At 47.8% G+C, this 24,823-nt stretch carries 24 protein-coding genes and 1 pseudogene; 10 read left to right on the top strand and 15 right to left on the bottom strand.

The features are described 5' to 3' along the window. Positions 1-52 precede the first annotated feature (52 nt). Both R5268_RS16660 and R5268_RS16655 read left to right on the top strand, forming a co-directional pair. On the top strand, positions 53-478 hold the full coding sequence (locus tag R5268_RS16660; RefSeq protein ID WP_317419815.1) for a hypothetical protein: 426 nt from the start codon (positions 53-55) through the stop codon (positions 476-478). A 652-nt stretch (positions 479-1,130) separates the two neighbouring features. After that, the gene (locus tag R5268_RS16655; protein WP_317419813.1) at positions 1,131-1,748 is read left to right on the top strand and encodes a Fic/DOC family protein; all 618 of its coding nucleotides are present in this window, start codon (positions 1,131-1,133) and stop codon (positions 1,746-1,748) included. Here the strand turns inward: R5268_RS16655 and R5268_RS16650 are convergent. After that, positions 1,745-1,909 carry a hypothetical protein gene (locus R5268_RS16650; protein WP_317419812.1) on the bottom strand — a complete coding sequence of 55 codons (165 nt, stop codon included), beginning with the start codon at positions 1,907-1,909 and terminating at the stop codon, positions 1,745-1,747. The genes R5268_RS16655 and R5268_RS16650 overlap by 4 nt on opposite strands. A gap of 137 nt (positions 1,910-2,046) precedes the next feature. Further along, entirely contained in the window at positions 2,047-4,023 is a 1,977-nt protein-coding gene (locus tag R5268_RS16645; protein WP_317419810.1) for an ATP-binding protein, read from the bottom strand. A 309-nt stretch (positions 4,024-4,332) separates the two neighbouring features. Between R5268_RS16645 and R5268_RS16640 the strand changes: the two genes are divergently transcribed. The 5 genes and pseudogenes from R5268_RS16640 (at position 4,333) to mutS (ending at position 10,391) form a co-directional block, all read left to right on the top strand. After that, positions 4,333-4,479 (top strand): integrase core domain-containing protein, encoded by a 147-nt coding sequence (locus tag R5268_RS16640; RefSeq protein ID WP_410795843.1) that lies wholly within the window; start codon positions 4,333-4,335, stop codon positions 4,477-4,479. Positions 4,480-4,697: 218 nt separating this feature from the next. Further along, positions 4,698-6,266 carry an AAA family ATPase gene (locus R5268_RS16635; protein WP_317419809.1) on the top strand — a complete coding sequence of 523 codons (1,569 nt, stop codon included), beginning with the start codon at positions 4,698-4,700 and terminating at the stop codon, positions 6,264-6,266. Continuing rightward, positions 6,263-7,120 carry a hypothetical protein gene (locus R5268_RS16630; protein WP_317419808.1) on the top strand — a complete coding sequence of 286 codons (858 nt, stop codon included), beginning with the start codon at positions 6,263-6,265 and terminating at the stop codon, positions 7,118-7,120. Before R5268_RS16635 ends, R5268_RS16630 begins: the two co-directional genes overlap by 4 nt. Before the next feature lie 281 nt (positions 7,121-7,401). Then, positions 7,402-7,584: pseudogene (locus R5268_RS16625) on the top strand (IS3 family transposase); the annotation flags it as partial. A gap of 245 nt (positions 7,585-7,829) precedes the next feature. Next, positions 7,830-10,391, top strand: coding sequence for a DNA mismatch repair protein MutS (gene mutS / locus R5268_RS16620; RefSeq protein WP_317419806.1), 2,562 nt, complete (start codon positions 7,830-7,832; stop codon positions 10,389-10,391). 94 nt (positions 10,392-10,485) lie between these two features. Here mutS and rpoS read toward each other — a convergent pair whose 3' ends face one another. The 4 genes from rpoS to surE all read right to left on the bottom strand — a co-directional run bounded on the left by rpoS (position 10,486) and on the right by surE (position 14,172). Then, positions 10,486-11,478, bottom strand: a complete 993-nt coding sequence (rpoS, locus tag R5268_RS16615) for an RNA polymerase sigma factor RpoS (protein ID WP_046891970.1) — start codon at positions 11,476-11,478, stop codon at positions 10,486-10,488. 49 nt (positions 11,479-11,527) lie between these two features. Continuing rightward, positions 11,528-12,646 (bottom strand): murein hydrolase activator NlpD, encoded by a 1,119-nt coding sequence (gene nlpD / locus R5268_RS16610; RefSeq protein WP_107679508.1) that lies wholly within the window; start codon positions 12,644-12,646, stop codon positions 11,528-11,530. A 141-nt stretch (positions 12,647-12,787) separates the two neighbouring features. Continuing rightward, entirely contained in the window at positions 12,788-13,414 is a 627-nt protein-coding gene (locus R5268_RS16605) for a protein-L-isoaspartate(D-aspartate) O-methyltransferase (protein ID WP_046891968.1), read from the bottom strand. Beyond that, positions 13,411-14,172 carry a 5'/3'-nucleotidase SurE gene (gene surE, locus R5268_RS16600; RefSeq protein ID WP_046891967.1) on the bottom strand — a complete coding sequence of 254 codons (762 nt, stop codon included), beginning with the start codon at positions 14,170-14,172 and terminating at the stop codon, positions 13,411-13,413. The genes R5268_RS16605 and surE overlap by 4 nt, the downstream gene beginning before the upstream one ends. Positions 14,173-14,336: 164 nt before the next feature. Between surE and R5268_RS16595 the strand changes: the two genes are divergently transcribed. Further along, positions 14,337-14,732: a DUF5329 domain-containing protein gene (locus tag R5268_RS16595; protein WP_218455031.1), complete on the top strand. Its 396-nt coding sequence runs from the start codon at positions 14,337-14,339 to the stop codon at positions 14,730-14,732. A gap of 77 nt (positions 14,733-14,809) precedes the next feature. Here the strand turns inward: R5268_RS16595 and truD are convergent, their stop codons facing one another. The 5 genes from truD to R5268_RS16570 form a co-directional block, all read right to left on the bottom strand. Beyond that, positions 14,810-15,856 (bottom strand): tRNA pseudouridine(13) synthase TruD, encoded by a 1,047-nt coding sequence (gene truD / locus R5268_RS16590; protein ID WP_218455030.1) that lies wholly within the window; start codon positions 15,854-15,856, stop codon positions 14,810-14,812. Then, positions 15,853-16,332, bottom strand: coding sequence for a 2-C-methyl-D-erythritol 2,4-cyclodiphosphate synthase (ispF, locus tag R5268_RS16585; protein WP_024472856.1), 480 nt, complete (start codon positions 16,330-16,332; stop codon positions 15,853-15,855). Before ispF ends, truD begins: the two co-directional genes overlap by 4 nt. Further along, on the bottom strand, positions 16,332-17,108 hold the full coding sequence (ispD, locus tag R5268_RS16580) for a 2-C-methyl-D-erythritol 4-phosphate cytidylyltransferase (RefSeq protein WP_218455576.1): 777 nt from the start codon (positions 17,106-17,108) through the stop codon (positions 16,332-16,334). The genes ispF and ispD overlap by 1 nt, the downstream gene beginning before the upstream one ends. Before the next feature lie 26 nt (positions 17,109-17,134). Continuing rightward, a complete protein-coding gene (ftsB, locus tag R5268_RS16575; protein ID WP_046891963.1) occupies positions 17,135-17,449 on the bottom strand; it encodes a cell division protein FtsB in 315 nt (104 codons plus the stop codon). Positions 17,450-17,530: 81 nt separating this feature from the next. Further along, on the bottom strand, positions 17,531-19,309 hold the full coding sequence (locus tag R5268_RS16570; protein WP_317419801.1) for a sulfite reductase flavoprotein subunit alpha: 1,779 nt from the start codon (positions 19,307-19,309) through the stop codon (positions 17,531-17,533). A gap of 199 nt (positions 19,310-19,508) precedes the next feature. Here R5268_RS16570 and queD point away from each other — a divergent pair, with 199 nt between their 5' ends. Further along, positions 19,509-19,871, top strand: coding sequence for a 6-carboxytetrahydropterin synthase QueD (queD, locus tag R5268_RS16565; protein ID WP_046891961.1), 363 nt, complete (start codon positions 19,509-19,511; stop codon positions 19,869-19,871). On the opposite strand, the gene queE is transcribed toward queD, so the two are convergent. Beyond that, positions 19,872-20,543 carry a 7-carboxy-7-deazaguanine synthase QueE gene (gene queE, locus R5268_RS16560; RefSeq protein ID WP_317419799.1) on the bottom strand — a complete coding sequence of 224 codons (672 nt, stop codon included), beginning with the start codon at positions 20,541-20,543 and terminating at the stop codon, positions 19,872-19,874. A gap of 148 nt (positions 20,544-20,691) precedes the next feature. Between queE and R5268_RS16555 the strand changes: the two genes are divergently transcribed. Further along, positions 20,692-22,053: an amino acid permease gene (locus tag R5268_RS16555; RefSeq protein WP_046891959.1), complete on the top strand. Its 1,362-nt coding sequence runs from the start codon at positions 20,692-20,694 to the stop codon at positions 22,051-22,053. Between the two features lie 71 nt (positions 22,054-22,124). Here R5268_RS16555 and R5268_RS16550 read toward each other — a convergent pair whose 3' ends face one another. The 3 genes from R5268_RS16550 to R5268_RS16540 all read right to left on the bottom strand — a co-directional run bounded on the left by R5268_RS16550 (position 22,125) and on the right by R5268_RS16540 (position 24,649). Beyond that, the gene (locus R5268_RS16550; RefSeq protein WP_052926987.1) at positions 22,125-22,520 is read right to left on the bottom strand and encodes a hypothetical protein; all 396 of its coding nucleotides are present in this window, start codon (positions 22,518-22,520) and stop codon (positions 22,125-22,127) included. Between the two features lie 14 nt (positions 22,521-22,534). Then, positions 22,535-23,722, bottom strand: coding sequence for an FAD/NAD(P)-binding oxidoreductase (locus R5268_RS16545; RefSeq protein WP_046891958.1), 1,188 nt, complete (start codon positions 23,720-23,722; stop codon positions 22,535-22,537). 141 nt (positions 23,723-23,863) lie between these two features. Further along, positions 23,864-24,649: an endonuclease/exonuclease/phosphatase family protein gene (locus tag R5268_RS16540; RefSeq protein ID WP_317419797.1), complete on the bottom strand. Its 786-nt coding sequence runs from the start codon at positions 24,647-24,649 to the stop codon at positions 23,864-23,866. Positions 24,650-24,823 lie beyond the last annotated feature (174 nt).

The raw sequence follows: 24,823 nt of genomic DNA, 5'->3' as shown, positions 1-24,823 counted from the left end.
TAACTATAACCGCACCACATCAGAGTGCGCTTAATATAAAAGGAGTAATATAATGGCTCGTAAAGTTAAATTAACCATGGTTGATAAAGGCGAACTTGGTCATATTTATCCGCAGACTGTAGTTTATAATGTCGGCAGAAAAAATTACCTTCTGGCAGAAGATGAAGAAGGTAATTACCTGGTTAAGCCTGTTTATGAAAATGGTACACTGGGTGACAGCATTGTCAGTAAAAACTTCGGTTGTTACTATGACATTATTCAGGCTGCTTATGATGATGTTACTGCAACCACTTATATCTGTGCGGTCAGCTTAGCCGGTAAAACCATGGAAGTTTATGCGACCACCACACTCGGACTGGTCAGCAGATTTGAATTTGACTATGTCATTGATGATCGTAAGACATTTAACTTCTTCTTCATCGAAGGACGTCTGTATGTTTACCAGGGTGGTGAAGATGCAATGGTAAATATACCGTAACTTCTATTCGTGTGACCGAAGAATAATAAAAATTATATCGCTGAATAATATCTATTAAATATAACAGGATGATATCTGAATATATCAGATATTCATTATTACGCCGGATTTCTGATTAGTTTTAAAACAGGGTTTTAATCTGTTATTCCCGATCAGAACGGCGGTCTGTTTGTATAAACCAGGTGTGATTGCTCAGGGAGCAGAGCAGCACAACATGGTGAAGCCGCGTAAATGTATATTGCGCGGCTTTTCGCGTGATATTCTCATCCTTCCGCCGGTTTTTGCGATCTTCCTCCACCCTTTTCAATAATTCACCGCAGTGCGGGAAGGAATCCCCTTTTTCATCAGAATCTGTGTTATTTTAAGCACATTAATGAAGACTGTACCCGGGGCGGGCAGTTGATAAACCGTAACTTTCTCAGTGTGTTAACAGAATCCCTATGACTGACAACCAAAACTTCGAATCCCATACACCCATGATGCATGGGTGTGTTAGTATTGATATATAACGATATTTATTAATTTTTCAGCAAAACCTATAATTTAACCTATACTTAATTAATCCTTTGATTTATAGGTAGTTATTATTTATTTGATGTTTTTAGCATTATAACGTACAAAATTCATACCCACACCACAAGAACACGCTTATATGAATAAATACGATGTGTTTAACAGCGAAGGAAAATTTGCTGATGGCTCTGATGAAGAAGTGCTAGCTAATAAGCTAGGGCTTTCAAACGTTGATGATATCAATGATGCTGAACTTGTCCTGTTAGAAAAACTGTATCAAGTCATTTTTGAAAAACAATTTCCCACTGAGCAAATTACCGTATCACTTATTCAGCGTTGGCACCGCCAATGGTTAGGGAATGTTTACGAGTGGGCTGGTCAGTTACGTACGGTGAATATTAGCAAGGGTGGCTTTATGTTTACCCCTGCGGGTCGTGTTGCAAAGTTACTTGCTCAAGTTGAAAAAGAGTTTCTAGCGAAGTACACCCCCTGCACCAATATGAGCCGAGAACAAGTCATAGAAGCTATAGCAACGGTACATGTGGAATTAATTCTGATACATCCATTTAGGGAAGGAAATGGGCGCTTATCGCGTTTACTCGCAGATGTGATGGCAGTACAAGCTGGTTTCCAGCCGTTAGACTATGAAAGTTGGACTCAACACCCCGAGCAGTATATTGCAGCAATCCACGCAGGGTTAAACCTGAACTATGAACCCATGAAATATTGGGTTAATAAAGCCTTGAAAGCGAACTAAATCGCCAGTTTCAAATGCCCAAACTTCTCACGCTTTGCTTTCATTTCTTCTTCAAGGCGACGGGACTCCTGCCCTGTTTCAATCGCTGTAGAGGTTGCCACCGAACGAATGAGCTGAGTATGGGTTGGTTTTGTTGCCTGAATTAATTCAATCTTTTTCATGGTAGTCTCACTTCAAACGGACGATAGTGCATTTTATCACCGTTGTTTTATATGGCAACATAAAGCTATGGCAGCATAAAGCTTGAAGTTAGATTTTACTCTTCAGATATAGATTCAACTTAGTTAGCTCCAGCTATCTAACTAACCTCGTTCAACTCCAAAATCTTAGATGTAAGAGCATCTGGTGTATTTTCCTGAATATTAAGTTCTTTCAATTTAAGTTTATCAGTAAGCTCATGATAACGAAGTTCAAATTCATTTATAATCTGTTTCCAGGTTTTTATATATATTCTCTTACTCCCACTCTTTTGTACCAATCCAAACTCGCCATGTTGCCTATTGCTCTCAATCTCATCCATAATATTTGCAGATGTAATTCTGCTATCCGATATTTCATTTCCGACTAATATAAAATCCCAACGAGTATTATCACCCATAAACTCCGAATGCGAGCTTATAACATTTTTGTATCGTTTTACTTGCTCAAATTCTTTATCAGTAAGCTTAACACTAGGCCTCTTAAGCTCGATCACAATACAGTGAAAATAAGTATTATCCTTATCATCACAACGTTTACCTTTTAGTGCTGCAAAAATATCCATTTCTTTATTCTTATCTGGGTGTTCTACTGAATACTTATTATAATGTTCTTCATCAAACCCTTTAACATCTTTTAAGAAAACCCTTAATGCATGATCAAACTTATCTTCTTCAGAAGCTAATAACGTATATTGCTCACCAAAAAGCCACAAATTACCTTCAATTACTTTTTGAATATGCTTAACTTCATAAGTATCTTTGTTAGGATCATTGAGTAGCTTACTAAAATAGTCAAGGACGTCTAGACGATCATTAATAAATGAAATTGTTTTTGTAATACTAGATAGCGAGCTTCTTCTTATTACCCCTGAAAGCTTATTAATTTCCGCATCTGACAATTCAATTATACCTTCAAAAATATCAAAGAGGTTAGATAAGTTATTAGTTTCAACAATTCTGTCCAACAGCTTTATTAGTATCTTCTTCTGCTTCTTATTTAAATTCTTTGAAAAAAGGGCAGGTTCAGCCTCATAAATAATCTTAACAGTCTCAATAAGTTGAGCCCTTCTAAACTCATTATACATTACATTATCACTTGTATAATCTGGGAATATCCCATCAGCCAAATATTGGCTAATTAATTGATCTGCTACATTCGTTTTAAATTTTCTATATTCTTCACGCAAACAGGTTCTGACAGAAGACAGTATAAACTTGAATTCATCTGCATCAATATTGTGAAATGATTCACTTATCAAATCGTTGTTAATGTCAAATGTATCAAACCACCCTGATTGAACATAGGCAGAACAATAAAATTGCTTACCATTCAACTCCGAAAGTTCTTTATGTACAACTCTACCATTTGAATTTAAAAAATATATATATGATTTTTCGACTACCGGCTTATCAGCCCATTGAACCGTTTTGATGTCGAATGAACAATCATTAATTGATTTAAAATAAACCTGACTAATATAATCAATTGGTTTTATTTTTTCATCATTAATATAAACAGATATATCTTTATGTGCCAACATTAGCCAAGATACATCATTTTGAACGTAAGGAACTATATATTGCTCAAATTCATCAATTCCTATAGAAATAGAATCAAACGTTACAAGTGTTCCGGAAGGATCTTTACTTGATATAGTTGGCGGTGAAACAGAATACTCATTAACATGGCTAGATACTAATTCGATTGAGAATTTTTCTCCGTCAGTGCTAGTAGTATTCCAACGGGCTCTGGCAGCAAATTTTACAAATGAGAAGCGCCCTTTACCTTTCCTTCCTCTAGTTACAGGCGTTTTTAATGTCTTCTTCTGAGAATCCAGAAATCTATCAAAGGTTTGATCGAGCTCTGAATACCTCATTCCTTCACCATCATCATAAACCGAAATTTCTGATAATCCACTCAGTCCATTAGGGATGGCTTTAATATAGATATTCTTAGCCCCTGCATCGAAGGCATTCCAAACATACTCACAGAGTGCCTTATTTGGAGCTAAGCTCTCTAACTGGCTCAAAACACTTCGCCCTGTGTTCGTTGTCTTCCTTTTGATAACATTCATTGCCGTATGCCTTTTTAAGCCCCTTACAAGGGTATATCATATATAACTAATCACTATAAACTACGTAGCATAATCAGCAAAGTGTAGTGTTCAATAAAATTCGCTCATAATTTCCAAGTATTACTTATAATTATTCAGATTTATTGAGGTTAATCCTTTACTATTGATGTGCTCTAGCCTGACGACCAAACTGCCCACTTTTCCTAAAATGGAATACTATAATTAGACTTTCTGTCCTGAAAACAGCAGAAGTCATGATGAAAAAAGTACGTTTTACCGAATTTCAGATTGTCAGTATTTTAAAGCTGGCTGAATCAGACACTTTTCAGTCATATTAGTGAAGTACAAGAAGCCGCAACACATTGGTTATGGCATTATAATCATGAGCAACCACATATGGGTCTGGGCGGTATTGCACCCATGCAGAAACGGGCTCAGTTAACAACATTCTACTGAAAACCTCTGGTTGAGAGTTTACTCACTTAATCGTGTGTCCACTACTGGTAGGCTGGATCAGGTGTCGGTGCGATGATTATCATCGCACAGTCTGGTTAATGATTCTGGTTGGCTTGCCGATTGCACAATCCGGACTGAGTTCCTTTAGGGTTATCTCTTATTTGGCGCAGCTATTTAGATTAACGTTCTAAAACTTATAAATTAAATTGGCAGATGATATGGCTAAACTGATATTTAACGTTCCCCCTTATTCGCGCTACAAATCTAAGAGAAATAGTACTGTAAGTACTGCATATTTGGATGCGAATAACTGGGATGATTTTGGTTTTAAATCAACATTTCATCTTCAGGTCTATGATGAAAATGGAGTGGAATATGATATTGGAGGAGTAAAAATTGGCTATATCGGTCAAGAGAGCGGATGGACTAATGAGAAACTTCCCAAAGAATTCATCACATTAGATAAAACCTTCTTTGCGCTTGGTCAAAGTGACGAATACTATCAAAATCTGTACGCTTTAGATCAAGAATTAAGAGAATGCATTTTAAATAGCCTAAATGATGTCGTGTATGACCATAGCGCTTATGATCTTGCTTTCAATGAAAAGGTAATGAAAGAATCTTTACTTCGTGAAGTGAGTATTGCTTCAATCAAGGGACAATTTAAACGATTACTTGATGGCGGTAAGCTGCGTACAGAATTTGATTTTTCTTATTCGCTTCCGCAAGGAAAGCGTACTGCTGGGTTAGATCTGAATTTTTATGTCGATCCGGAATCTAACCCACCTTCGAATATTCATGTCTTAATTGGTCGAAATGGTGTTGGTAAAACCCACCTTCTTCATAAAATGGTTAAGGCTCTCGTGGATAGTGGCACATCTCAAGAGAGTGACGGGTATTTTTCAGTTGTAACTGATCGTAAGGAGTCAACTAAAAGTGAAGATCTCCTAGAAATGTTTGCTGGTGTAGTGTCTGTTGCATTTAGCGCATTTGATCCTTTTGAACCGATACCTGAGCGACAAGATAAAACAGAGGGATTACATTACGCTTATATAGGTTTAAAACAGGAATCAACTACCGAAGGTGGCGAACATATTCCTATGAGTCGCCAAATGCTTAATAGAGAGTTCTCCTATTGCTTGAGCAATATTCGTCGATTTGGATACCAAGATCGATTAGTTGAGGCAATTCGAGGTCTAGAAACGGATAGTCTTTTTAAAGATATTGCACTTGCCGATGTAGTAATGTCTTCAAATGATGACTTGGAGAAGAATACGCAGAAAATTTTTTCCAAGCTAAGTTCAGGACATGCAATTGTTTTACTGACAATTGCTAAGCTAGTTGAAAAAATTGAGGAAAAAACTTTGGTTCTTTTAGATGAGCCTGAATCTCACCTACACCCTCCACTACTTTCGGCGTTTATACGTACTTTATCTGAATTACTCGCTCATAGAAATGCTGTGGCGGTTATTGCCACACATTCACCTGTAATACTTCAAGAGGTACCTAAAAGTTGTGTATGGAAGTTGAGGAGAAGTGGAATGGATGCCGTTGCTGAAAGGCTGGAAACTGAAACATTTGGTGAAAATGTGGGGGTATTAACACGTGAGGTGTTTGGGTTGGAAGTAACCGATTCAGGATTCCACCGGATGCTCCAGAAAGAAGCAGAGTCTACAGATACCTATAAGCAAGCACTGAGAAAGTTCAACGGACAGCTTGGCGCTGAGGCTAGAGGCGTATTGCGGGGACTATTTCTCGACAAGGAAGTAGGGAGAGGTGAAGAATGAGAGTAATCGATAAGCCAAGTCTAGTTGCAAAAGAGGTATATGAAACTTGTATAAGTAAGGTTAGAAATAAGGATCTAAAAGAGAAGCTTTGTAAAATTTCGAGTTCTATTGAGGTAGCTGCTCAAGAGTATCAAGAAAAGGCCGAGGATAAACAATGGTTCTTGATTGAGAGTAGCGATGGTGTTGACGGCATAGTAAACAAGTCCGAGATGGAGAAAGTTTATACGCAAAGAATGGTTGGAAAAAACGCTCCAGGAAGAGTTTTATATAACCAACTTATAAACGCTGCGCCAAATGGAATCTGTCCATTATGTGGACAGCGAACAGTCTCAACTTTAGACCATTTTCTACCAAAAGCTGATTTCTCCTCATTGGTCGTCGTTCCCCTTAATTTGATACCAGCATGCTCGGATTGCAACAAAGCAAAATTAGATAAAGTCCCTGACCACGAAAGCAAACAAACACTCCACCCTTATTACGATGATGTTACTAGTGAGCAATGGCTCTTTGCCGAAGTAAAAGAAGAAAGCCCTGGAACTATTCATTTCTATACGTCGGATGTTGATGCTTATGATGATGTACTCAATGAAAGAATTAAATTTCACTTTAGAGAATTAGCTCTTGGGAATTTGTATATGTCAAATGCAAATTCAACAGTGACGGAAATTCAGTTTCGATTAAGCAGACTCCATGAAAAAGGTGGGAAAAATGCTGTGAAGGCCTACCTTGAAGAAGAGGAAGAATCTCGAAGAAATAATCATATTAATTCATGGAACACTGCAGCTTATCAGGCGATGATGAATAGTGATTGGTTCTGTGATGGTGGGTTTAATGAATTTAAAAGTAATCCATAATTAGTTGTTTAAAAATATGGGGTATAAAGATTTACATTTCATATGTACCTAATAATAGCAGAACAGTAATAACCGACACCCGTCAGGATAAAGACCGAAATACTCTGTCAAATACGCATCAGGGTTATCCGCCCCGGAGCATGGAAATGGCCCTGTTTTTGTCATTTCCACTGAGTTGTAAGTATCCCGTAACTGCTTTACCCACCGGGTCATAGTGGAAAGTCCGACATTCATGGCGTTTGCGGCATCTGCAACCGTATAGTTCTGATCCACCACTAACTGAGCGGATAAAGGAAAAGATCTATCGAACGCGGAAAGAAGCCCACAATGATCTTTTTGATTACATAGAAATATTTTATAACAGTAAGCGTCGACATGGTTCAAACGATAAAATGCCACCGACTAAATATGAAAACCAGTATTGTCAACGGCTCGGAAGTGTCCGGATTATACGTGGCGATTAAAACATCATTTCAATATATTATTGTCAGTCAGACGACATATTATCTATCGGTGCAAGCCAGGCGGGATTCTTCATCCTTCGCTGGTTTTGCGATCTTCCTCCACCCTTTTCAATAATTCACCGCAGTGCGGGAAGGAATCCCCTTTTTCATCAGAATCTGTGTTATTTTAAGCACATTAATGAAGACTGTACCCGGGGCGGGCAGTTGATAAACCGTAACTCTCTCAGTGTGTTAACAGAATCCCTATGACTGACAACCAAAACTTCGAATCCCATACCCCTATGATGCAGCAGTATTTCCGGCTCAAAGCACAGCATCCGGATATTCTGATGTTTTACCGGATGGGGGACTTCTATGAGCTGTTCTTTGATGATGCCAAACGGGCTGCGCAGTTACTGGATATTTCACTGACCAAACGCGGCCAGACCGCCGGTCAGCCGATCCCGATGGCCGGGGTGCCGCATCATGCGGTTGAGGGATATCTGGCAAAACTGGTTCAGCTCGGGGAATCTGTTGCTATCTGTGAGCAAATCGGCGATCCGGCCACCAGCAAAGGCCCGGTTGAGCGTAAAGTGATCCGTATCGTCACACCGGGAACCGTCAGTGATGAAGCCCTGTTACAGGAGCGCCAGGATAACCTGCTCGCTGCTGTCTGGCAGGATGCGCGCGGGTTTGGTTATGCCACCCTGGATATCACATCCGGCCGTTTCCGTATCCTCCAGTTAGAGGATAAAGACGCGATGGCCGCAGAATTGCAGCGTACCCGCCCGGCGGAACTGCTCTATCCGGAAGATATGGCGGATTTCGCCATTATTCAGAATCAGAAAGGGCTGCGCCGCCGTCCGTTGTGGGAATTTGAACTGGAAACTGCACGTCAGCAGCTGACATTACAGTTCGGCACCCGCGATCTGCACGGTTTTGGTGTGGAAAATGCCCCGCTGGCCTTACAGGCCGCCGGATGTCTGCTGCAATATGTCAAAGATACCCAGCGCACCTCGCTGCCGCATATCCGCAGTGTGACACTGGAAAATCTTCAGGAAAATGTGATTCTGGATGCTGCCACACGCCGCAATCTGGAAATCACCCAGAACCTCAGCGGCGGCACCGAAAATACGCTCTCCTCCGTACTGGATCTGTGTGTAACCCCGATGGGCAGCCGGATGCTCAAACGCTGGCTGCACTCCCCGCTGCGTGACAGAGCCGTACTCACCAACCGCCAGCAGGCTATTGCGGCACTGACGGATATCAGCCCGGATTTACAACCGGTTCTGCGCCAGATAGGCGACCTGGAACGGGTGCTGGCGCGTCTGGCGCTGCGTACTGCCCGCCCGCGCGACCTGGCGCGGATGCGTCACGCTTTTTCTCAGTATCCGGATATTCAGGCACAGCTGAGCGCCGTCTCTGATCCTTATATTCAGACACTGCAACAGCGTATCGGTCAGTTTGATGAATTACAGTCACTGCTGGAACGCGCGGTAGTTGAAGCGCCGCCGGTGCTGGTGCGGGATGGTGGTGTTATCGCCCCCGGCTACAATGAAGAGCTTGATGAGTGGCGCGCCCTGGCGGACGGCGCCAGTGATTATCTCGACAAACTGGAAATCCGCGAACGCGAAAAACTCGGTATCGATACACTGAAAGTCGGATTTAATGGTGTGCACGGCTACTATATTCAGGTCAGCCGCGGACAAAGCCATCTGGTACCGATCCATTACGTACGCCGCCAGACGCTGAAAAACGCCGAGCGCTATATCATTCCGGAACTGAAAGAGTATGAAGATAAGGTTCTGACTTCCAAAAGCAAAGCGCTGGCGATTGAAAAAGCCCTCTATGAGGAGCTGTTTGATCTGCTGCTGCCGCACCTGGAAGCGCTTCAGCGCAGCTCAGATACCCTGGCGGAACTGGATGTGCTCACCAACCTGGCCGAACGCGCGGAAACCCTCAATTACACCTGTCCGCAACTGACGGATAAAGTCGGTATTCAGATCACCGGCGGACGTCACCCGGTTGTCGAACATGTGCTGACAGAACCGTTTATCGCTAACCCGCTGGCAATGTCACCACAGCGCCGCCTGCTGATCATCACCGGCCCGAATATGGGCGGTAAGAGTACCTATATGCGGCAGACAGCACTTATCACGCTGCTCGCGTATATCGGCAGTTTTGTCCCGGCGGAAAAAGCGGTTATCGGCCCGGTGGATCGGATTTTCACCCGCGTCGGCGCATCTGATGATCTGGCGTCCGGCCGTTCCACTTTTATGGTGGAAATGACAGAAACCGCCAATATCCTGCATAATGCCACGGAACAGAGCCTGGTGCTGATGGATGAAATCGGGCGCGGGACATCCACCTATGATGGTTTATCGCTGGCCTGGGCCTGTGCGGAAAGCCTGGCAAACCGGATCAAAGCACTGACACTGTTTGCCACTCACTATTTCGAGCTGACCACGCTGCCGGAGAAACTGGAAGGTGTGGCCAATATCCATCTGGATGCGGTTGAGCACGGTGATACCATCGCCTTTATGCACAGCGTGCAGGATGGTGCTGCCAGCAAAAGTTACGGCCTCGCAGTGGCGCTGCTTGCCGGTGTGCCTCGTGATGTGATTAAACGCGCGAAACAGAAACTGCGCGAGCTGGAATCTCTGTCACTGAATGCCACCGCCAGCCATGTGGAAACACCGCAAATGAATCTGCTGGATGCACCGGAAGAACCGGCTCCGGTACTGGATGCGCTGGCGGGGATTAATCCGGATTCACTGACACCGCGTCAGGCACTGGACTGGCTTTACCGTCTGAAAGAGATGCTCTGACAGCCGGACAAAAGAAAAAGGGGGGGAATAAATCCCCCCCCTTTTTGCATGAATAATTTTTATAACAGCATGAGAACGTTGTTTTACGGATCACTCAGTTAAACAGTGAATTCTCACATAGCCCGTGATTATGCAGGATATCTTTCAGGCGGCGTAAACCTTCCACCTGAATCTGCCGCACACGCTCGCGGGTTAAACCAATCTCACGCCCCACATCTTCCAGTGTCGCGGCCTCATAGCCGAGCAGGCCGAAACGGCGTGCCAGCACTTCCCGCTGCTTCGGATTCAGTTCATACAGCCACTTCACAATGCTCTGCTGCATGTTGTTATCCTGCAACCGGTTTTCCGGTGTGACATCATTTTCGTCAGACAGGATATCCAGCAGTGCTTTGTCTGAATCCGCGCCCACAGGGATATCCACTGAGGTGATACGCTCATTCAGGCGCAGCATACGGCTGACATCACCCACCGGTTTATCCAGTTGTTCGGCAATCTCTTCTGCTGTCGGCTCATGATCCAGCTTTTGAGCCAGTTCACGGGCGGTACGCAGATAGACATTAAGCTCTTTGACAATATGGATAGGGAGACGGATGGTGCGGGTCTGATTCATGATAGCCCGTTCAATAGTCTGACGGATCCACCATGTGGCATAGGTAGAAAAACGGAAGCCTTTTTCGGGATCAAATTTCTCCACAGCCCGGATCAGGCCGAGGTTACCCTCTTCAATCAGATCAAGCAGTGCCAGCCCGCGGTTACTGTAACGGCGGGAGATTTTAACCACCAGGCGGAGGTTACTTTCAATCATACGCTGGCGCGCTGCGGGATCACCCCGCAGGGCGCGCCGTGCAAAAAAGACTTCTTCTTCTGCGCTGAGCAGCGGTGAAAAGCCTATCTCACCAAGATAAAGCTGAGTGGCGTCGAGGACACGCTGACTGACATTCTGCACGAACTCAATGTCCGGACCCGGATCGTCAGATTCGCTCTCCTCTGCCAGCTGTTTCTCATCAAACAGCTCTTCATCTTCATTCTGCCCGGCGGCAAAATCTTCGTCGTATAACTCGTTAGCGTTCAGTGGATTACGGCTCATCAGCTTGCTCCTACCCCGATAATTCAGGCAGAACAAGCTGTTCTGCCGTTTATCGCTGCGGTAAGTACTGCAGCGGGTTGACTGATTTTCCCTTGTAACGAATTTCAAAATGTAATCTTACGGATGTGGTTCCGCTGCTGCCCATCGTGGCAATTTTCTGACCAGCTGCGACGTCCTGCTGATCTTTAACCAGGATGGAATCGTTATGTGCATAGGCGGTCAGGAAATCATCGTTGTGTTTGATGATGACCAGGTTGCCGTAGCCGCGTAACGCATTACCGGTATACACCACTTTACCCGGTGCTGAAGCAAAAACAGGCTGTCCACGTGTACCACCGATATCAATACCCCGGTTACCGCTGGTAGGTCCTGTGTAGTTGGAAATGACTTTGCCTTCCGCTGGCCAGCCCCATTTAAAGGAACCACTATTTACGGCGACAGGCGCGCTGGTTGTTGTTGCCGGAGCGGTAACGGCTGCAGTTGTTGCCGCTGTGGCAGCAGCAGTGCCGTTATTCGCTTTTGCCTGTGCGGTGACCTGAGATGAGAGCATCTTACCGCCGGCCGGTTTAGCGCCTGAAGATTCAGAATACGCATTAGTTGGTTGAGAATCAACCACCCTGTTTTGCGGAGTATTCTTATTTGTCGCGACCTGAGTTCCGCTGCTGACCGGTGCAACGGTATTGCCGCCGTTGCTTAACCGAATCACCTGCCCTTCGTTCAGGCTGTACGGCTCAGGAATATTATTTTGTGCTGCCAGTTCGCGGAAGTCAGACCCGGAGATATAGGCAATGTAAAATAAAGTATCACCACGCTGAACGGTATAAGTATTTCCGTTGTAACTGCCTTTCGGGATCGCATCATAATTGCGGTTGTACTGAATCCGGCCATCGTTACTGGTCTGCACACCAGCGGCACGCGGCTGCTGTACACTCCGGCTTACCGGCTGTGTATTATTGGCAGAACTGAGCTGAGGACGTACCGGCATCGGCGTGGATACAGAAGTACTGTTGTTATCATTACCTGCTGTCATAACCGGAGCACTGCTGCTTTCTTCCACACTGCTGATTGGTGCGGCATGATACGGCGTTGAGCATCCGGCCAGAACCGTGCTCATCAGTGACCCAATAGCAACCCATCGTATTGTTTTCATAGGGTTTCTTGAGTTCATATTCCTTCTCCCGAAACTGGAAATAGTGCGAAAACTGACAATCAGAAATTCACCACGCGGCCGCAGACCGCATGGCAGGATTGTATTATTAAAACAGATACTAAGCGAAATGAAAAAGTCTTGTTACTAAAATAGCCATTTTTATCCAAGATCCCCGTGGATCAGGGGAACAAACCGGACTGTTCCGATCGATTGGGTATGAAAATCATTGCCCCGGCGGCGGATAAGTTTAAGCATCTGCTGCTGTTCCCCCACCGGTATCACCATCCGCCCGTTATCCGCCAGCTGACCAAGCAGCGCGGGCGGAATATCACTGGCGGCAGCGGTAACAATAATGCCGTCAAACGGACCACGGGACGGCCATCCTTCCCAGCCGTCGCCGTGACGGGTGGAAATATTGTGCAAATCAAGTTGTTTAAAGCGGCGTTTGGCATGCCACTGTAATCCTTTGACCCGCTCTACCGAATAAACATGTGCCGCAAGATGTGCGAGTATCGCCGTCTGATAGCCGGAGCCGGTGCCGATTTCCAGCACATGCGCCTGCGGAGCCGGTTCCAGCAGTTCTGTCATTTTCGCCACCATAAACGGCTGGGAGATAGTCTGCCCGTAGCCTATCGGCAGCGCGGTGTTGTCCCAGGCTTTGTGTGTCAGCGCCTCATCGACAAAGTTCTCCCGCGGGACAGCCGCCATCGCCTGTAACAGACGTTCATCGCGGATCCCGGCCTGACGTAACTGTGTAATCAGATCCTGTACCACCCGGCGGATCATTCCTGTATCACCCCTGCTTTTTGTAACCAGTCTTCTAATTTTTCCTGCACGCTGTAGGCTGTCAGATCAACATGCAGTGGTGTGACGGAAACATAACCGGCATCGACAGCCGCAAAATCGGTATCCGGCCCGGTATCCAGTTTCTCCCCCGGAGGGCCGAGCCAGTACAGCGGATTTCCTTTCGGGTCCGTCTGTGTGTAAACCACATCCGGTGCCCGGCGGGTTCCGCAGCGGGTGACTTTCATCCCTTTGATCTCACTGAGCGGGATATCCGGGACATTCACGTTCAGAATATTACCGGCCCGCAGCGGTACCTGTTGCAGCATGGTCAGCAGACGGCAGGTGATCTCCGCCGCCGTATCATAATGGGTGTCGCCGTTCAGGGAGACCGCAATCGCGGGCAATCCCAGATGGCGCCCTTCCATTGCTGCCGCCACCGTACCGGAGTAAATCACATCATCCCCGAGATTCGGGCCGCAGTTAATCCCGGAAACCACAATTTCCGGACGCGGACGCATCAGCAGGTTCGCACCAATATAGACGCAATCGGTCGGCGTGCCTTCCACCAGCGCAATATCGCCGTTTTCATGCACCACCGTACGCAACGGACGATCAAGCGTCAGCGCATTGGATGCCCCGCTGCGGTTGCGGTCAGGTGCAATCACCTGCACATGATAAGTACGCCGCAGTGCCTCAGACAGTGTCCGGATACCCGGCGCACTGACGCCGTCATCATTACTCACCAGAATTCGCAGCACAACGGTATCCTTTTTATCAGTCACAGATCATTTATCACGACAGAAAACTATTTTATCAAGTTAGCCGCGATAAAAAAGGGTTATAACAGATTTAGTCTGATTGCTTTTTTCATATTCACCTGCATGATACTGCTATTATTATTTATAACTGAAAGGATTTCTGTATGGCTATCTGCCAACGCATCACAGCAACCCTGCTTACGGCACTAACGGCCGGACTGCTTTTGGTCTCAGAGGCACTCGCGCTGTCTCCTCAGGAAGAGACGCGGGTGGAAAATTTACTGACTGCGGTCGGGAAGCAGGAACAGCTGATTTTTATCCGCAACGGCAGTGAGCATAATGCCGCCGATGCAGAATCGCATCTGCGCCTGAAATTAAGTAAAACGAAAAAACGTCTGAAAACCGCAGAGCAGTTCGTGGATAAAGTGGCGTCAGGATCTTCTGTCAGCGGTAAACCGTATCAGGTGAAACTGCCGGGTAACGACCCGGTGGATGCAAAAATTTACCTGACTGAGTTGCTGACTGAAACAGACAAAGCCGCCGCGGCAAAAACAGAATAAAAATACAGTCAAAAAAACAGGACAAAAAAAGGGCAGAAATATTATTTCTGCCCTTTTCATTTTAATCAGTCAGTTGATTATTCACTGAATTCTGCCGCCTGATCCGCTTCCAGCTCAATAATTTCGCGGACAACACTGGTGGCGAAACTGCCGGCCGGCAGGAAAAAGGATAAACGGACGGTTTCATCATCCATCCATTCCGATGTGAAATCTTCCGGATACAGCATCAGCGCACGACGGGCATTATCTGCCCCCTCTTTCGCCGCCAGCTGCCACAGAGACTGCCACGGTGCCAGCTGTTCCGTTTCAAACGCCAGTGCCGCATCCAGCGTTCCCAAATCACCCTTACCCGGTAACGGTGCGGTAATACGCAGTTCACGGTTATCCAGACGCTGCTGCACATCCGCCAGCTCATCCGCCTGAACCGCAAACCAGCTGCCGCGACCGGCGAGTTGTACCGCATCTCCCTGCAATACCGTTGCCTGAAGATGTTGTGTCAGACGCGCGTCCGCTACCGCATTGAACATGGCACTGCGGGCAGCGGAGAGATAAAAACCGCGTTTGCTGCGATCTTTCACACTGATTTCGCCGTCAGCCCAGCGCCGGGCAAAATACAGGTTCTGTCCGTTGCGCCCGAAACGCTGCTCACCGAAATAATTCGGCACCCCGGACTGTGCAATCTGTTGCAGACGCTGTTCTGTCGCGGCACGATCACTGATCCGGCGCAGCACAATGGTAAAGTGGTTACCTTTCAGTGCGCCGATCCGCAGTTTCCGTTTCTGGCGGTTAACCGCCAGAACTTCACAGCCTTCAAGCTGCATCTGCGTGAAATCCGGTGTTTCTTTTCCCGGCATCTGCAGACAGAACCACTGTTCGGTGACTGCATGGCGATCTTTCAGCCCGGCGTAACTGACAGCACGGGCGGCGATTTTGGCAAACTTCGCCAGTTCTTCCGCCACAAACCGCGTATTACAGCCGGTTTTCCGGATGCGGACCATCACATGTTCGCCGTCACCGTCCGGTTCAAACCCCAAATCTTCCTGTACCAGAAAATCTTCCGGCTGCGCTTTCAGCACACCGGTTGCCGCCGGTTTACCGTGAAAGTAACTGACCGGGAGACTCATGCTTCAGCCTTCACAAGTAACGCCACCGCCTCACAGGCGATCCCTTCTTTGCGGCCGGTGAAACCGAGTTTCTCGGTAGTCGTGGCTTTCACATTGATATCATCCATATGACACTGTAAATCTTCCGCCAGATTCACACGCATCTGCGGGATATGCGGCAGCATTTTCGGTGCCTGGGCGATAATCGTGACATCCAGGTTACCCAGCCGGTACCCTTTTTCCTGAATACGGCGGAAAGCTTCACGCAGCAGCACACGGCTGTCCGCGCCTTTATAGGCAGGATCAGTATCCGGGAATAATTTACCGATATCCCCCAGCGCCGCAGCGCCCAGCAATGCATCAGTGGCGGCATGCAGGGCGACATCACCGTCGGAATGCGCCAGTAATCCCTGCTCGTAAGGAATGCGGACACCCGCAATCACAATCGGGCCTTCACCGCCGAAGGCATGAACATCAAAACCGTGTCCGATTCTCATCATGTTGTCTGTTCCTTATTGTTATTGGACAGGTAGAACCCGGCAAGTGCGAGATCTTCCGGCTGTGTGACTTTAATATTGTCCGCCCGGCCGGGCACCAGCAAAGGCTGATAGCCGCAAAACTCCAGTGCGGAAGCTTCATCGGTGATCACCGCCTGCTGAGACAGCGCCTGTTGCAGACAGGTGCGCAGCAGATGAAGCGGGAAAAATTGCGGGGTCAGCGCATGCCAGAGCTGTGTGCGCTCAACGGTATGATCAATACCGGTATGTCCGGCAGATGTTACCCCCCGCTTCATGGTATCGCGTACCGGTGAGGCCAGAATCGCGCCCTGCACGCGGTTATCAGTCTGAGTGTCAGACATAACCGCCAGCAGCCGGTTCAGATCGGATAACTGCAAACAGGGGCGTGCAGCATCATGCACCAGTACCCAGCTGTTTTCCGGCGTATGATCCGCGAGATAATCGAGGCCTGCCAGAACAGAATCTGCGCGCTCGCCGCCGCCGGTGACAGTTCTGATATGCGGATGGCGCGCCACCGGTAATGTACTGAACACTGTATCGTGCGGATGCAGCGCCACCACCACCTGAGTAATACGCGGGTGTTCCAGCAGAATAGCGAGTGTGTGTTCCAGAATGGTTTTTCCGGCAATCATGAGGTATTGCTTGGGGCATTCGCACTGCATCCGGGTACCGATACCGGCAGCCGGGATCAATGCCGTGACCGGAGCATCATCAGAAATACCGGATAAGTCCGGTGCCGGTTGTGAACCGGTCATTGCGGAAGAAAGTATTGTCATAGCGATTAGTTACTGCGACTTTGTGACTGCGCATTCTGCTGAGTCCGTTTTTCGGACAGGACACGGTAAAAGCTTTCGCCGGGCTTGATCATGCCTAATTCACTGCGGCCGCGTTCTTCGATAGCTTCAAGCCCGTCATTCAGATCGCCGATTTCAGCAAATAACTGCTCATTACGGGCTTTGAGCTTCACATTTGCCTGTTCTGATGCAACAACATCTTCACTGACCAATACATAGTCGTGAATACCGTTTTTCCCCAGCCACAATGAATATTGCAGCCAGCCCAGAATAACCAAAAGTAATAGCGTCAGTTTGCCCATCACTGCCCCCGAAAAGATCGGCTAATCTTCCCATAAGATCGGCGCGGATGCTACTGTTCCGTCCGTTATTCGGACAGAAGATCAGTAAACATCCCGCTGATAACGCTTTGCTGTCCGTAATCCGTTCAGAAAAACCAGCGCTTCTTCCGCGGACATGGCTCCTTCACTGCGGATAATACCCAGCAGTGCGGCATCAACATCCTTTGCCATCCGGAAGGCATCCCCGCACACATACAGATATGCGCCCTGCTCCAGCCAGCGCCAGACCGTTTCCCGCCTTTCTGCAAGTTTATCCTGCACATAAATCTTCTGCGGCTGATCCCGCGACCAGGCGGTTGTCAGTTCTGTCAGTACGCCCTGACGCACAAAATCCGTCAGTTCCGTCTCATACAGAAAATCACTTTTTTCATGCGGATTGCCGGTGATCAGCCAGTTTTTCCCGCCGGACTGTTGTGCCGCCCGTTGCTGAAGAAAAGCACGGAACGGCGCAATACCGGTGCCGGGGCCTATCATAATCACCGGTTTTTCAGGATCATCCGGCAGGCGGAAGTGGTCATTATGCTCAATAAAACAGGCGACGGTGTCCCCGGGCTGTAACTGGTATGTCAGATAACGGGTTGCTGCGCCGTAACGGGCGCGTCCGTCTGTGCTGTACTCCACCACACCGGCGGTCAGATGCACCTCATCCGGAGAAATCAGCGGCGAAGAGGAAATGGAGTACAAACGCGGCATCAGCGGAGGCAGGCAATCGGCCCAGGCCTGTGCGGAGGTCTGTACCGCAAACTCACGGACCATATCCGCCACCGGTCTGCGCTGCGCATACGCCGTCAGCTGCTGAGGGTCTGCAATCATATCCAGCAGTTCCGGTGCATTACTGAGACGGGCATACGCCGCCACAACCGGCGCACTGTTGATGGTCAGTTCACACTGTGTCAGCAGAGCCTCACGCAGCGAATACGATTTTCCTTTCAGCGTAACGCGTTCATTACCATCAAACCAGAGCAGTCCCAGCAGCTCACTGACCAGTTCCGGACTGTTTTCCGGATACACTCCCAGCGCATCACCGGTCTGATAGCGTAATCCGGTGCCGCTGATATCCAGCACCACCTGACAGACATGTTTTTCCGACGCCGGCGCGGTCAGGCGTACAACACGGCGCAAAACCGCAGACTGTGGTTTGTTTCGCTGATGCGGCTGTGAATCAATCTGCACCACAGTATTGTGAACAAAACGGCGGAGTTTTTCCTCATCCGCAGGCTGCGTCAGATTCAGTAACTCAGGGAGCAGCTGAGAGATCCAGTTATCTGCGGTGGTCTGATAATCACTGTCAGCTTCTGCCCGCGGCAGAAGCCGCTGAGCACCGAGAGCGTGGAGACGGTTATCAAAATTCTTTCCGGCCTGACAAAACTGCGGATAAGCCCGGTTTCCCAGCGCCAGTACCGCATAGCGGGTATCTGTCAGTAAAGGTGCCTGCACGGAATGAAGAAAATGGAACAGCGGCAGGGCTTCTTCCGGTGCATCCCCGTCCCCGGTGGTCGCACAGATAAGCACCACCAGCGGGGATCCGGGGAACCCGGTGAGTGAGATATCCCCGGCATTCACCAGCCGTACCGCCCGCTGCGCACTGAATAACTGATCGCGCAGAGATTCCGCGACGCGCCGGGCATTACCGGTCTGAGAGGCAGCGATCAGCAGAATATCCGCGGCTTCCTGTGCCGCCGCAGGCTGCGTATCCTCTGCCCGTTCACGGCACCAGGCAGATAGCCAGTTCAGTTGTCCGGAGGTAAGAGTATGAAGTAACGGTTGCAGTTTCTGCCTGTCAGGTGCGGAGATCGGACAGGTTGTGGTCGGCGATGTCATAGTAAACCCGGTAAATGAGTGTATTCGTTATTATTCTGACGTTTCAACATAGAGAAAAGAACGTGATTTGTCGATGCCGGAATAACACAGGGGTTCTGTTATTTATCTGTCACTTTGCTGTTTTTTGGTAACATTTTCACTGAATATTGCGTAAAATGACGCTTTTCATCCGCTATATCGTCATTATCCGGAGAGAGTTATGACCACCACGATTTTTAAAGAGTTCCAGTTTGAAGCCGCCCACCACCTGCCGCACGTACCGGAAGGCCATAAATGCGGGCGTCTGCACGGACATTCATTCCTTGTCCGCCTGGAACTGAGTGGTGAAGTGGATGCACATACCGGCTGGCTGATCGACTTCGCCGAGGTCAAACAGGCGTTCAAACCGATTTATGACCGTCTGGATCACCACTATCTCAATGAGATTCCGGGGCTGGAAAATCCGACCAGTGAAGTGCTGGCTGAGTGGATCTGGCAGCAGACCAAACCGCTGCTGCCGATGCTGAGTGCCGTGCTGGTCAAAGAGACCTGTACCGCCGGTTGTGTTTACCGCGGTGAATAATCAGGCAATATTGAGATATTTGTGAGTCTGCATCGAGAAACGCCAGTTTCGCGCGATGCAGGTTTCAATACAGAGTGCGGTTGCCGCCGGTTTCTGACTGATCGGCTGCAATGCCACCACCGGATGTTTATCCCCCGGCAGTTTTGCCAGCAGTAAATCCAGTTCATCAATATCCCGCTGCCGCCCGACCGGGTGTTTGACCTCATCAGCCCGCAGCAGAGAAGGTGTCAGCACATCATAACCGCCGCGCATATTCACTTTCGGGGATACTGTCACCCAGGTGTTTTCACTGCACTGCACCGGTTGTGTGCCGCTGGTTTCAATCTGGCACCCGTAACCCCGCGCTTCCAGTATGGCTGTCAGAGGGCGCAGGTCATATAAACACGGTTCACCGCCGGTGATCACCACATGCCGGGCGGTATAACCTTTCGCCTCAAACTGCATAATAATGCTGTCAGCATCCAGAGAAGCCCAGCGGTCATCTTCCTGTGTTTTACTCATCATATCTTCCGCTGTGCAGGCTTTTTCCGGCAGCTGTTCCCAGGTATGTTTGGTATCACACCAGCTGCACCCGACCGGACAGCGCTGTAAGCGGACAAAAATCGCCGGGACGCCGGTAAAAACGCCTTCCCCCTGCAATGTCTGAAAGATTTCGTTAATAGGGTATTGCATCACTCATCTGTTCCTTACGTTTAAGACTGTATTATTGCAGATAATTATCCCGTCAGCATGACTCTTTATGTTAAAGTACCGGGTTGACTCTGACCGCGTTTCACATCAGTAAAAACGCTGCTAATCACGACAGCGACAGGATTAATACATGAAAGAAAATAATACGGCGCTACGACGGGGGCTTACGGGGCGGCATATCCGCTTTATGGCTCTCGGTTCGGCGATAGGCACCGGCCTGTTTTACGGCTCGGCGGCCTCTATTGAGCAGGCGGGTCCTGCTGTTCTGCTGGCCTACCTCATCGGAGGTGCGGCAGTCTTTATGGTGATGCGTGCGCTGGGCGAAATGGCCGTTCACCATCCTGTCCCGGGTTCATTTTCACAATATGCCAGCCATTATATGGGACCGCTCGCCGGTTTCCTCACCGGCTGGAACTACGTTTTTGAAATGCTGATTGTCTGTCTTGCGGACGTCACCGCCTTCGGCTTCTATATGAAACTCTGGTTCCCGGATGTCGATCAGTGGATCTGGGTTCTGGGGATCGTCTGTTTCATTGGCGCGCTGAATTTATGTCACGTGAAGATATTCGGGGAGATGGAGTTCTGGCTCTCGATTATCAAAGTAACCGCGATTATTGCCATGATTGTCGGCGGCGCCGCAATTATGCTGTTCGGCTTCGGCCAGGAAACCGCGCATCCTACCGGTATCAGTAACTTATGGGAATTCGGCGGCTTTATGCCGAACGGGATAAGCGGGGTCATAGCCTCACTCGCCATTGTGATGTTTGCCTTCGGCGGTATCGAAGTTATCGGTATTACCGCAAGCGAAGCGCAGAATCCGGAAAAAACCATTCCGAAAGCAATCAACGCAGTACCCCTGCGTATTCTGCTGTTCTATGTGCTGACGCTGTTTATTCTGATGTGTATCTTCCCGTGGAACCAGATCGGCCATAACGGCAGTCCGTTTGTGCAGATTTTTGAGAAACTGAATATCTCTTACGCGGCCAATATACTGAACCTGGTGGTGATCACCGCAGCGGTATCAGCCATTAACAGTGATATCTTCGGCGCAGGCCGGATGATGTACGGTATGGCGCAGGAAGGTCAGGCACCGAAATCCTTTATGAAGCTCACCAAAAATGGTGTGCCGTGGATGACTGTTCTGGTAATGAGTGCGGTTCTGCTGGTCGGTGTGGTTCTGAACTACCTGATCCCTGAAAAAATCTTCATCATTATCGCCTCTATCGCTACCTTCGCAACCGTCTGGGTCTGGCTGATGATTCTGTTATCTCAGGTGGCAATGCGCCGCAAGATGAAGCCGGAAGAGGTCAAAACGCTGAAATTCCCGGTACCGATGTGGCCGGTTGCACCCGCTCTGACCATCGCCTTTATGGTCTTTGTCATTGCACTTCTGGGTTACTTCCCGGATACCCGCGTGGCACTGATGGTGGGAATTGCCTGGGTGCTGATTCTGACAGTGGGTTATTTTGCCGGTGTAAAAAAACGGGCATAAACAGATAATTTATCTGTTCAGCAAACAATAAACCGGGTGAATAAAACACCCGGTTTTTTTATATCCTGTTATCAGGGTTCACTGTCAATACGCTGAATGCGGGAGCCCATAATCTGTAATGTTCTGAGCACCATATTAATACCTTTAAGCGTATCCTGATCTTTCAGTAACTTATAGGTATTACGGAAATTGTACTTTTCATCACTGTACATCATTTCCATTTTAGCCTTATTCAGCGCCAGCCCGCTTTCCCACAGTAATGCAATACCGGACTCCGCATTATCGGCCAGTTTATTGACTTCATTTTTACCGATAATATCAACCAGATCCGATACCAGGGACAGCAGATCGATCACATTATCAAAGCGATTCAGCTGCATCAACACCGCCAGTTTTTCCGCTGTCTCTGCGGATAATTCAGGTTTTGGTGCAGCCGCGTGTTCATTCATTTGTTCTGTTGCAGACATTGTTGTTTCCTCCGTTATACCAGGCCACGAACGGTTGACCAGTACAAGCCGCGGTTAAAACCGGTACGCAGCAGACCGCCCAGTTTTGTTGCCGGTGTCGGTAACACATCATGCTTATAATCATACTGGAGCGGCATCCCCGCATTCAGTCCCATCTGCGCGACCGCCTGAACCCGTCCGTCATAAATAGCCGTGGTATAGCCGAAACGCATCTCACCGATAATATTATCCACCACGACAGTTGACTGATTATGGCAACTGCCCGCCGCTTTACTGATCGGCAGATCCACGGTATCCCCGAGGACATAGACATTTTTCAGCCCGTACACCTGCAACGTTTCCGGATCTGTCGGCAGCCAGCCTTCTTCCGGGTCGCCGTCGGATAATCCGGTATTACGTACAGATTCCACCGCAGAAATCGGCGGTGTACCTATCAGCAGATCAAACGGCTGCTCTTCGCCTTCTTTGGAGTAAGCAATCTTTTTCTCCGGGCAAACCCGCTCCAGCGTAAAGCCACGCTGCGCCTGAATGTTGCGTTCCTGAAAAACGGACGGGAGTACTTCACAGACATCTTTCTGCATAAACAGGCAGTTACGAAGCAGTTGCGATACGGTCGGATAGGTATAAACGATTTCGATATCCTGACGGACACGGCGCTGGCGGAAATAATCATCCAGCATCAGCGTGGTTTCCATCGGAGCGATGCCGCACTGGTGAGGTACATTCGGAGTATTCGGGAAAGAAACAGTAATAAAAATCCGCCCTTTTTCAAACTTAGCCAGTTTTTCAGCCAGCTGGCGGGCAGGTTGGTACTGATAGAAATGATCGGCCGCTTCTTTCATTCCGGAAATCCGGTCAGGTCGCGGTTGACAACCGGTTGCGATCACAAGGTAGTCATACCCGTATTTGGTGCCGTTTTTTCCCTGCAATGTCTGGGATGCAAAATCAAAATGTTCAACACGGTCATGAATAAACTGAATTTCCGGGCGAAGCAGGGAGCGTTGCGACTTGCGTAATTCTTCTTTCAGATACAGATTAAAAGCAACATACATAAACGCAGGTTTATAATAGTGCCATTCACTGTCCGAAATCAGGACAACTTCCACTTTCTTCTGATAAATATCATTTAACAGCTTTCTGGTCAGAATATTTGCGACCATCGTGCCGCCGGCACCGCCGCCAACAATAACAATACGCTGCATTTAGTTTCTCCGGTTAATTATTTAACATTAAAATTAAATAAATGACACACAACACCAACACAGAGTTAACTATAGCAGTTAGTTAATCATTCTTACTTATATAATCTATACTTATATATTGTTTTTTTGATACAAAGCGAATTATTGAAATTCTGCTATCAAAGGATGGTGATCTGAAGCATCTGTCTGCATAACATCCGATAAAATCAGTTTAAATCCGCGATAGAACAGATAATCCAACGGATGACCAAATGCTTTGGTACGAATATCATGCGGAAACAGTACTTCTTTCAGTCCCTGGGCACGGGCAAAACGCTTCAGGGCATTCATTCGCTGCCTGCTCCAGGCGTTAAAATCACCGCCGAGAATAACCGGTCCGATATGGCAGCGGATCTGAGAGCCAACCGTATTCAGCTGCCGCCGGTAAACATCCACACCAAAACTGAAATTAATAGCATGGACATTAATCACCATCAGCTGACGACCGTCAGGAAGCGGATATACCGTCACTAATGCAGACTTAGGCAGACGCAGTAACGGCTCTTTCTGCTGTAACGGACAACAATAAATCGGATGAGAGGTAGCCAGTGTCATCACACCGGAAGGATGCTGCTGAAAGTGCAGCGCGGGAACCTGATCGGCAACCAGCTGATGTTTGCCTGCCAGGCTGACCAGTTCAGGAGAGGGCTGTGCTTCCTGAAGCAGGACCAGTTGTGTGTCATGCAGAATACGATCAAGTGTTTTACGCCAGTCAGGACGCTGTTGTTTGTAGATATTCCAGACCACAACCCGGATAGTTTTATCCGGTGCGGATAATGGTAAACCAACCGGTAATCCGTTACCCAGCATGTCTGCTGACATCGGGCGGATTTGTCGTGCCGGATGCCCTGCGACATACCGGACGGACCAGTTTTTTTTCTCTTTCAACGCTGACCCCGATACTGTTTGCTTCTGTCCGTCACTATCTTAGCAAAATTTGGTTCATTCTATCCGGTTCAGAACACGTATTCAGGTGAAAAAGATGTTTTTCTTTTCGCCCAAACGCAAAAAAGCCACCCAATGGGTGGCTTCTTCACTTAATAATAACCTGGCGGTTCCCTA

The organism is Morganella sp. BCCO 40_0007, assembly GCF_032989665.1.
Classification (GTDB): domain Bacteria; phylum Pseudomonadota; class Gammaproteobacteria; order Enterobacterales; family Enterobacteriaceae; genus Morganella; species Morganella sibonii.
Note: the sequence above shows the minus strand (reverse complement) of the source record. Positions and strands in the feature narration are given on the sequence as shown.

Bases quoted from the DNA above. Each gene is read 5' to 3' on its own strand.
- R5268_RS16660 (WP_317419815.1), top strand. From the start codon at position 53: ATGGCTCGTAAAGTTAAATTAACCATGGTTGATAAAGGCGAACTTGGT.
- R5268_RS16655 (WP_317419813.1), top strand. From the start codon at position 1,131: ATGAATAAATACGATGTGTTTAACAGCGAAGGAAAATTTGCTGATGGC.
- R5268_RS16650 (WP_317419812.1), bottom strand. From the start codon at position 1,909: ATGAAAAAGATTGAATTAATTCAGGCAACAAAACCAACCCATACTCAG.
- R5268_RS16645 (WP_317419810.1), bottom strand. From the start codon at position 4,023: ATGAATGTTATCAAAAGGAAGACAACGAACACAGGGCGAAGTGTTTTG.
- R5268_RS16635 (WP_317419809.1), top strand. From the start codon at position 4,698: ATGGCTAAACTGATATTTAACGTTCCCCCTTATTCGCGCTACAAATCT.
- R5268_RS16630 (WP_317419808.1), top strand. From the start codon at position 6,263: ATGAGAGTAATCGATAAGCCAAGTCTAGTTGCAAAAGAGGTATATGAA.
- mutS (WP_317419806.1), top strand. From the start codon at position 7,830: ATGACTGACAACCAAAACTTCGAATCCCATACCCCTATGATGCAGCAG.
- rpoS (WP_046891970.1), bottom strand. From the start codon at position 11,478: ATGAGCCGTAATCCACTGAACGCTAACGAGTTATACGACGAAGATTTT.
- nlpD (WP_107679508.1), bottom strand. From the start codon at position 12,646: ATGAACTCAAGAAACCCTATGAAAACAATACGATGGGTTGCTATTGGG.
- R5268_RS16605 (WP_046891968.1), bottom strand. From the start codon at position 13,414: ATGATCCGCCGGGTGGTACAGGATCTGATTACACAGTTACGTCAGGCC.
- R5268_RS16595 (WP_218455031.1), top strand. From the start codon at position 14,337: ATGGCTATCTGCCAACGCATCACAGCAACCCTGCTTACGGCACTAACG.
- truD (WP_218455030.1), bottom strand. From the start codon at position 15,856: ATGAGTCTCCCGGTCAGTTACTTTCACGGTAAACCGGCGGCAACCGGT.
- ispF (WP_024472856.1), bottom strand. From the start codon at position 16,332: ATGAGAATCGGACACGGTTTTGATGTTCATGCCTTCGGCGGTGAAGGC.
- ispD (WP_218455576.1), bottom strand. From the start codon at position 17,108: ATGACCGGTTCACAACCGGCACCGGACTTATCCGGTATTTCTGATGAT.
- ftsB (WP_046891963.1), bottom strand. From the start codon at position 17,449: ATGGGCAAACTGACGCTATTACTTTTGGTTATTCTGGGCTGGCTGCAA.
- R5268_RS16570 (WP_317419801.1), bottom strand. From the start codon at position 19,309: ATGACATCGCCGACCACAACCTGTCCGATCTCCGCACCTGACAGGCAG.
- queD (WP_046891961.1), top strand. From the start codon at position 19,509: ATGACCACCACGATTTTTAAAGAGTTCCAGTTTGAAGCCGCCCACCAC.
- queE (WP_317419799.1), bottom strand. From the start codon at position 20,543: ATGCAATACCCTATTAACGAAATCTTTCAGACATTGCAGGGGGAAGGC.
- R5268_RS16555 (WP_046891959.1), top strand. From the start codon at position 20,692: ATGAAAGAAAATAATACGGCGCTACGACGGGGGCTTACGGGGCGGCAT.
- R5268_RS16550 (WP_052926987.1), bottom strand. From the start codon at position 22,520: ATGTCTGCAACAGAACAAATGAATGAACACGCGGCTGCACCAAAACCT.
- R5268_RS16545 (WP_046891958.1), bottom strand. From the start codon at position 23,722: ATGCAGCGTATTGTTATTGTTGGCGGCGGTGCCGGCGGCACGATGGTC.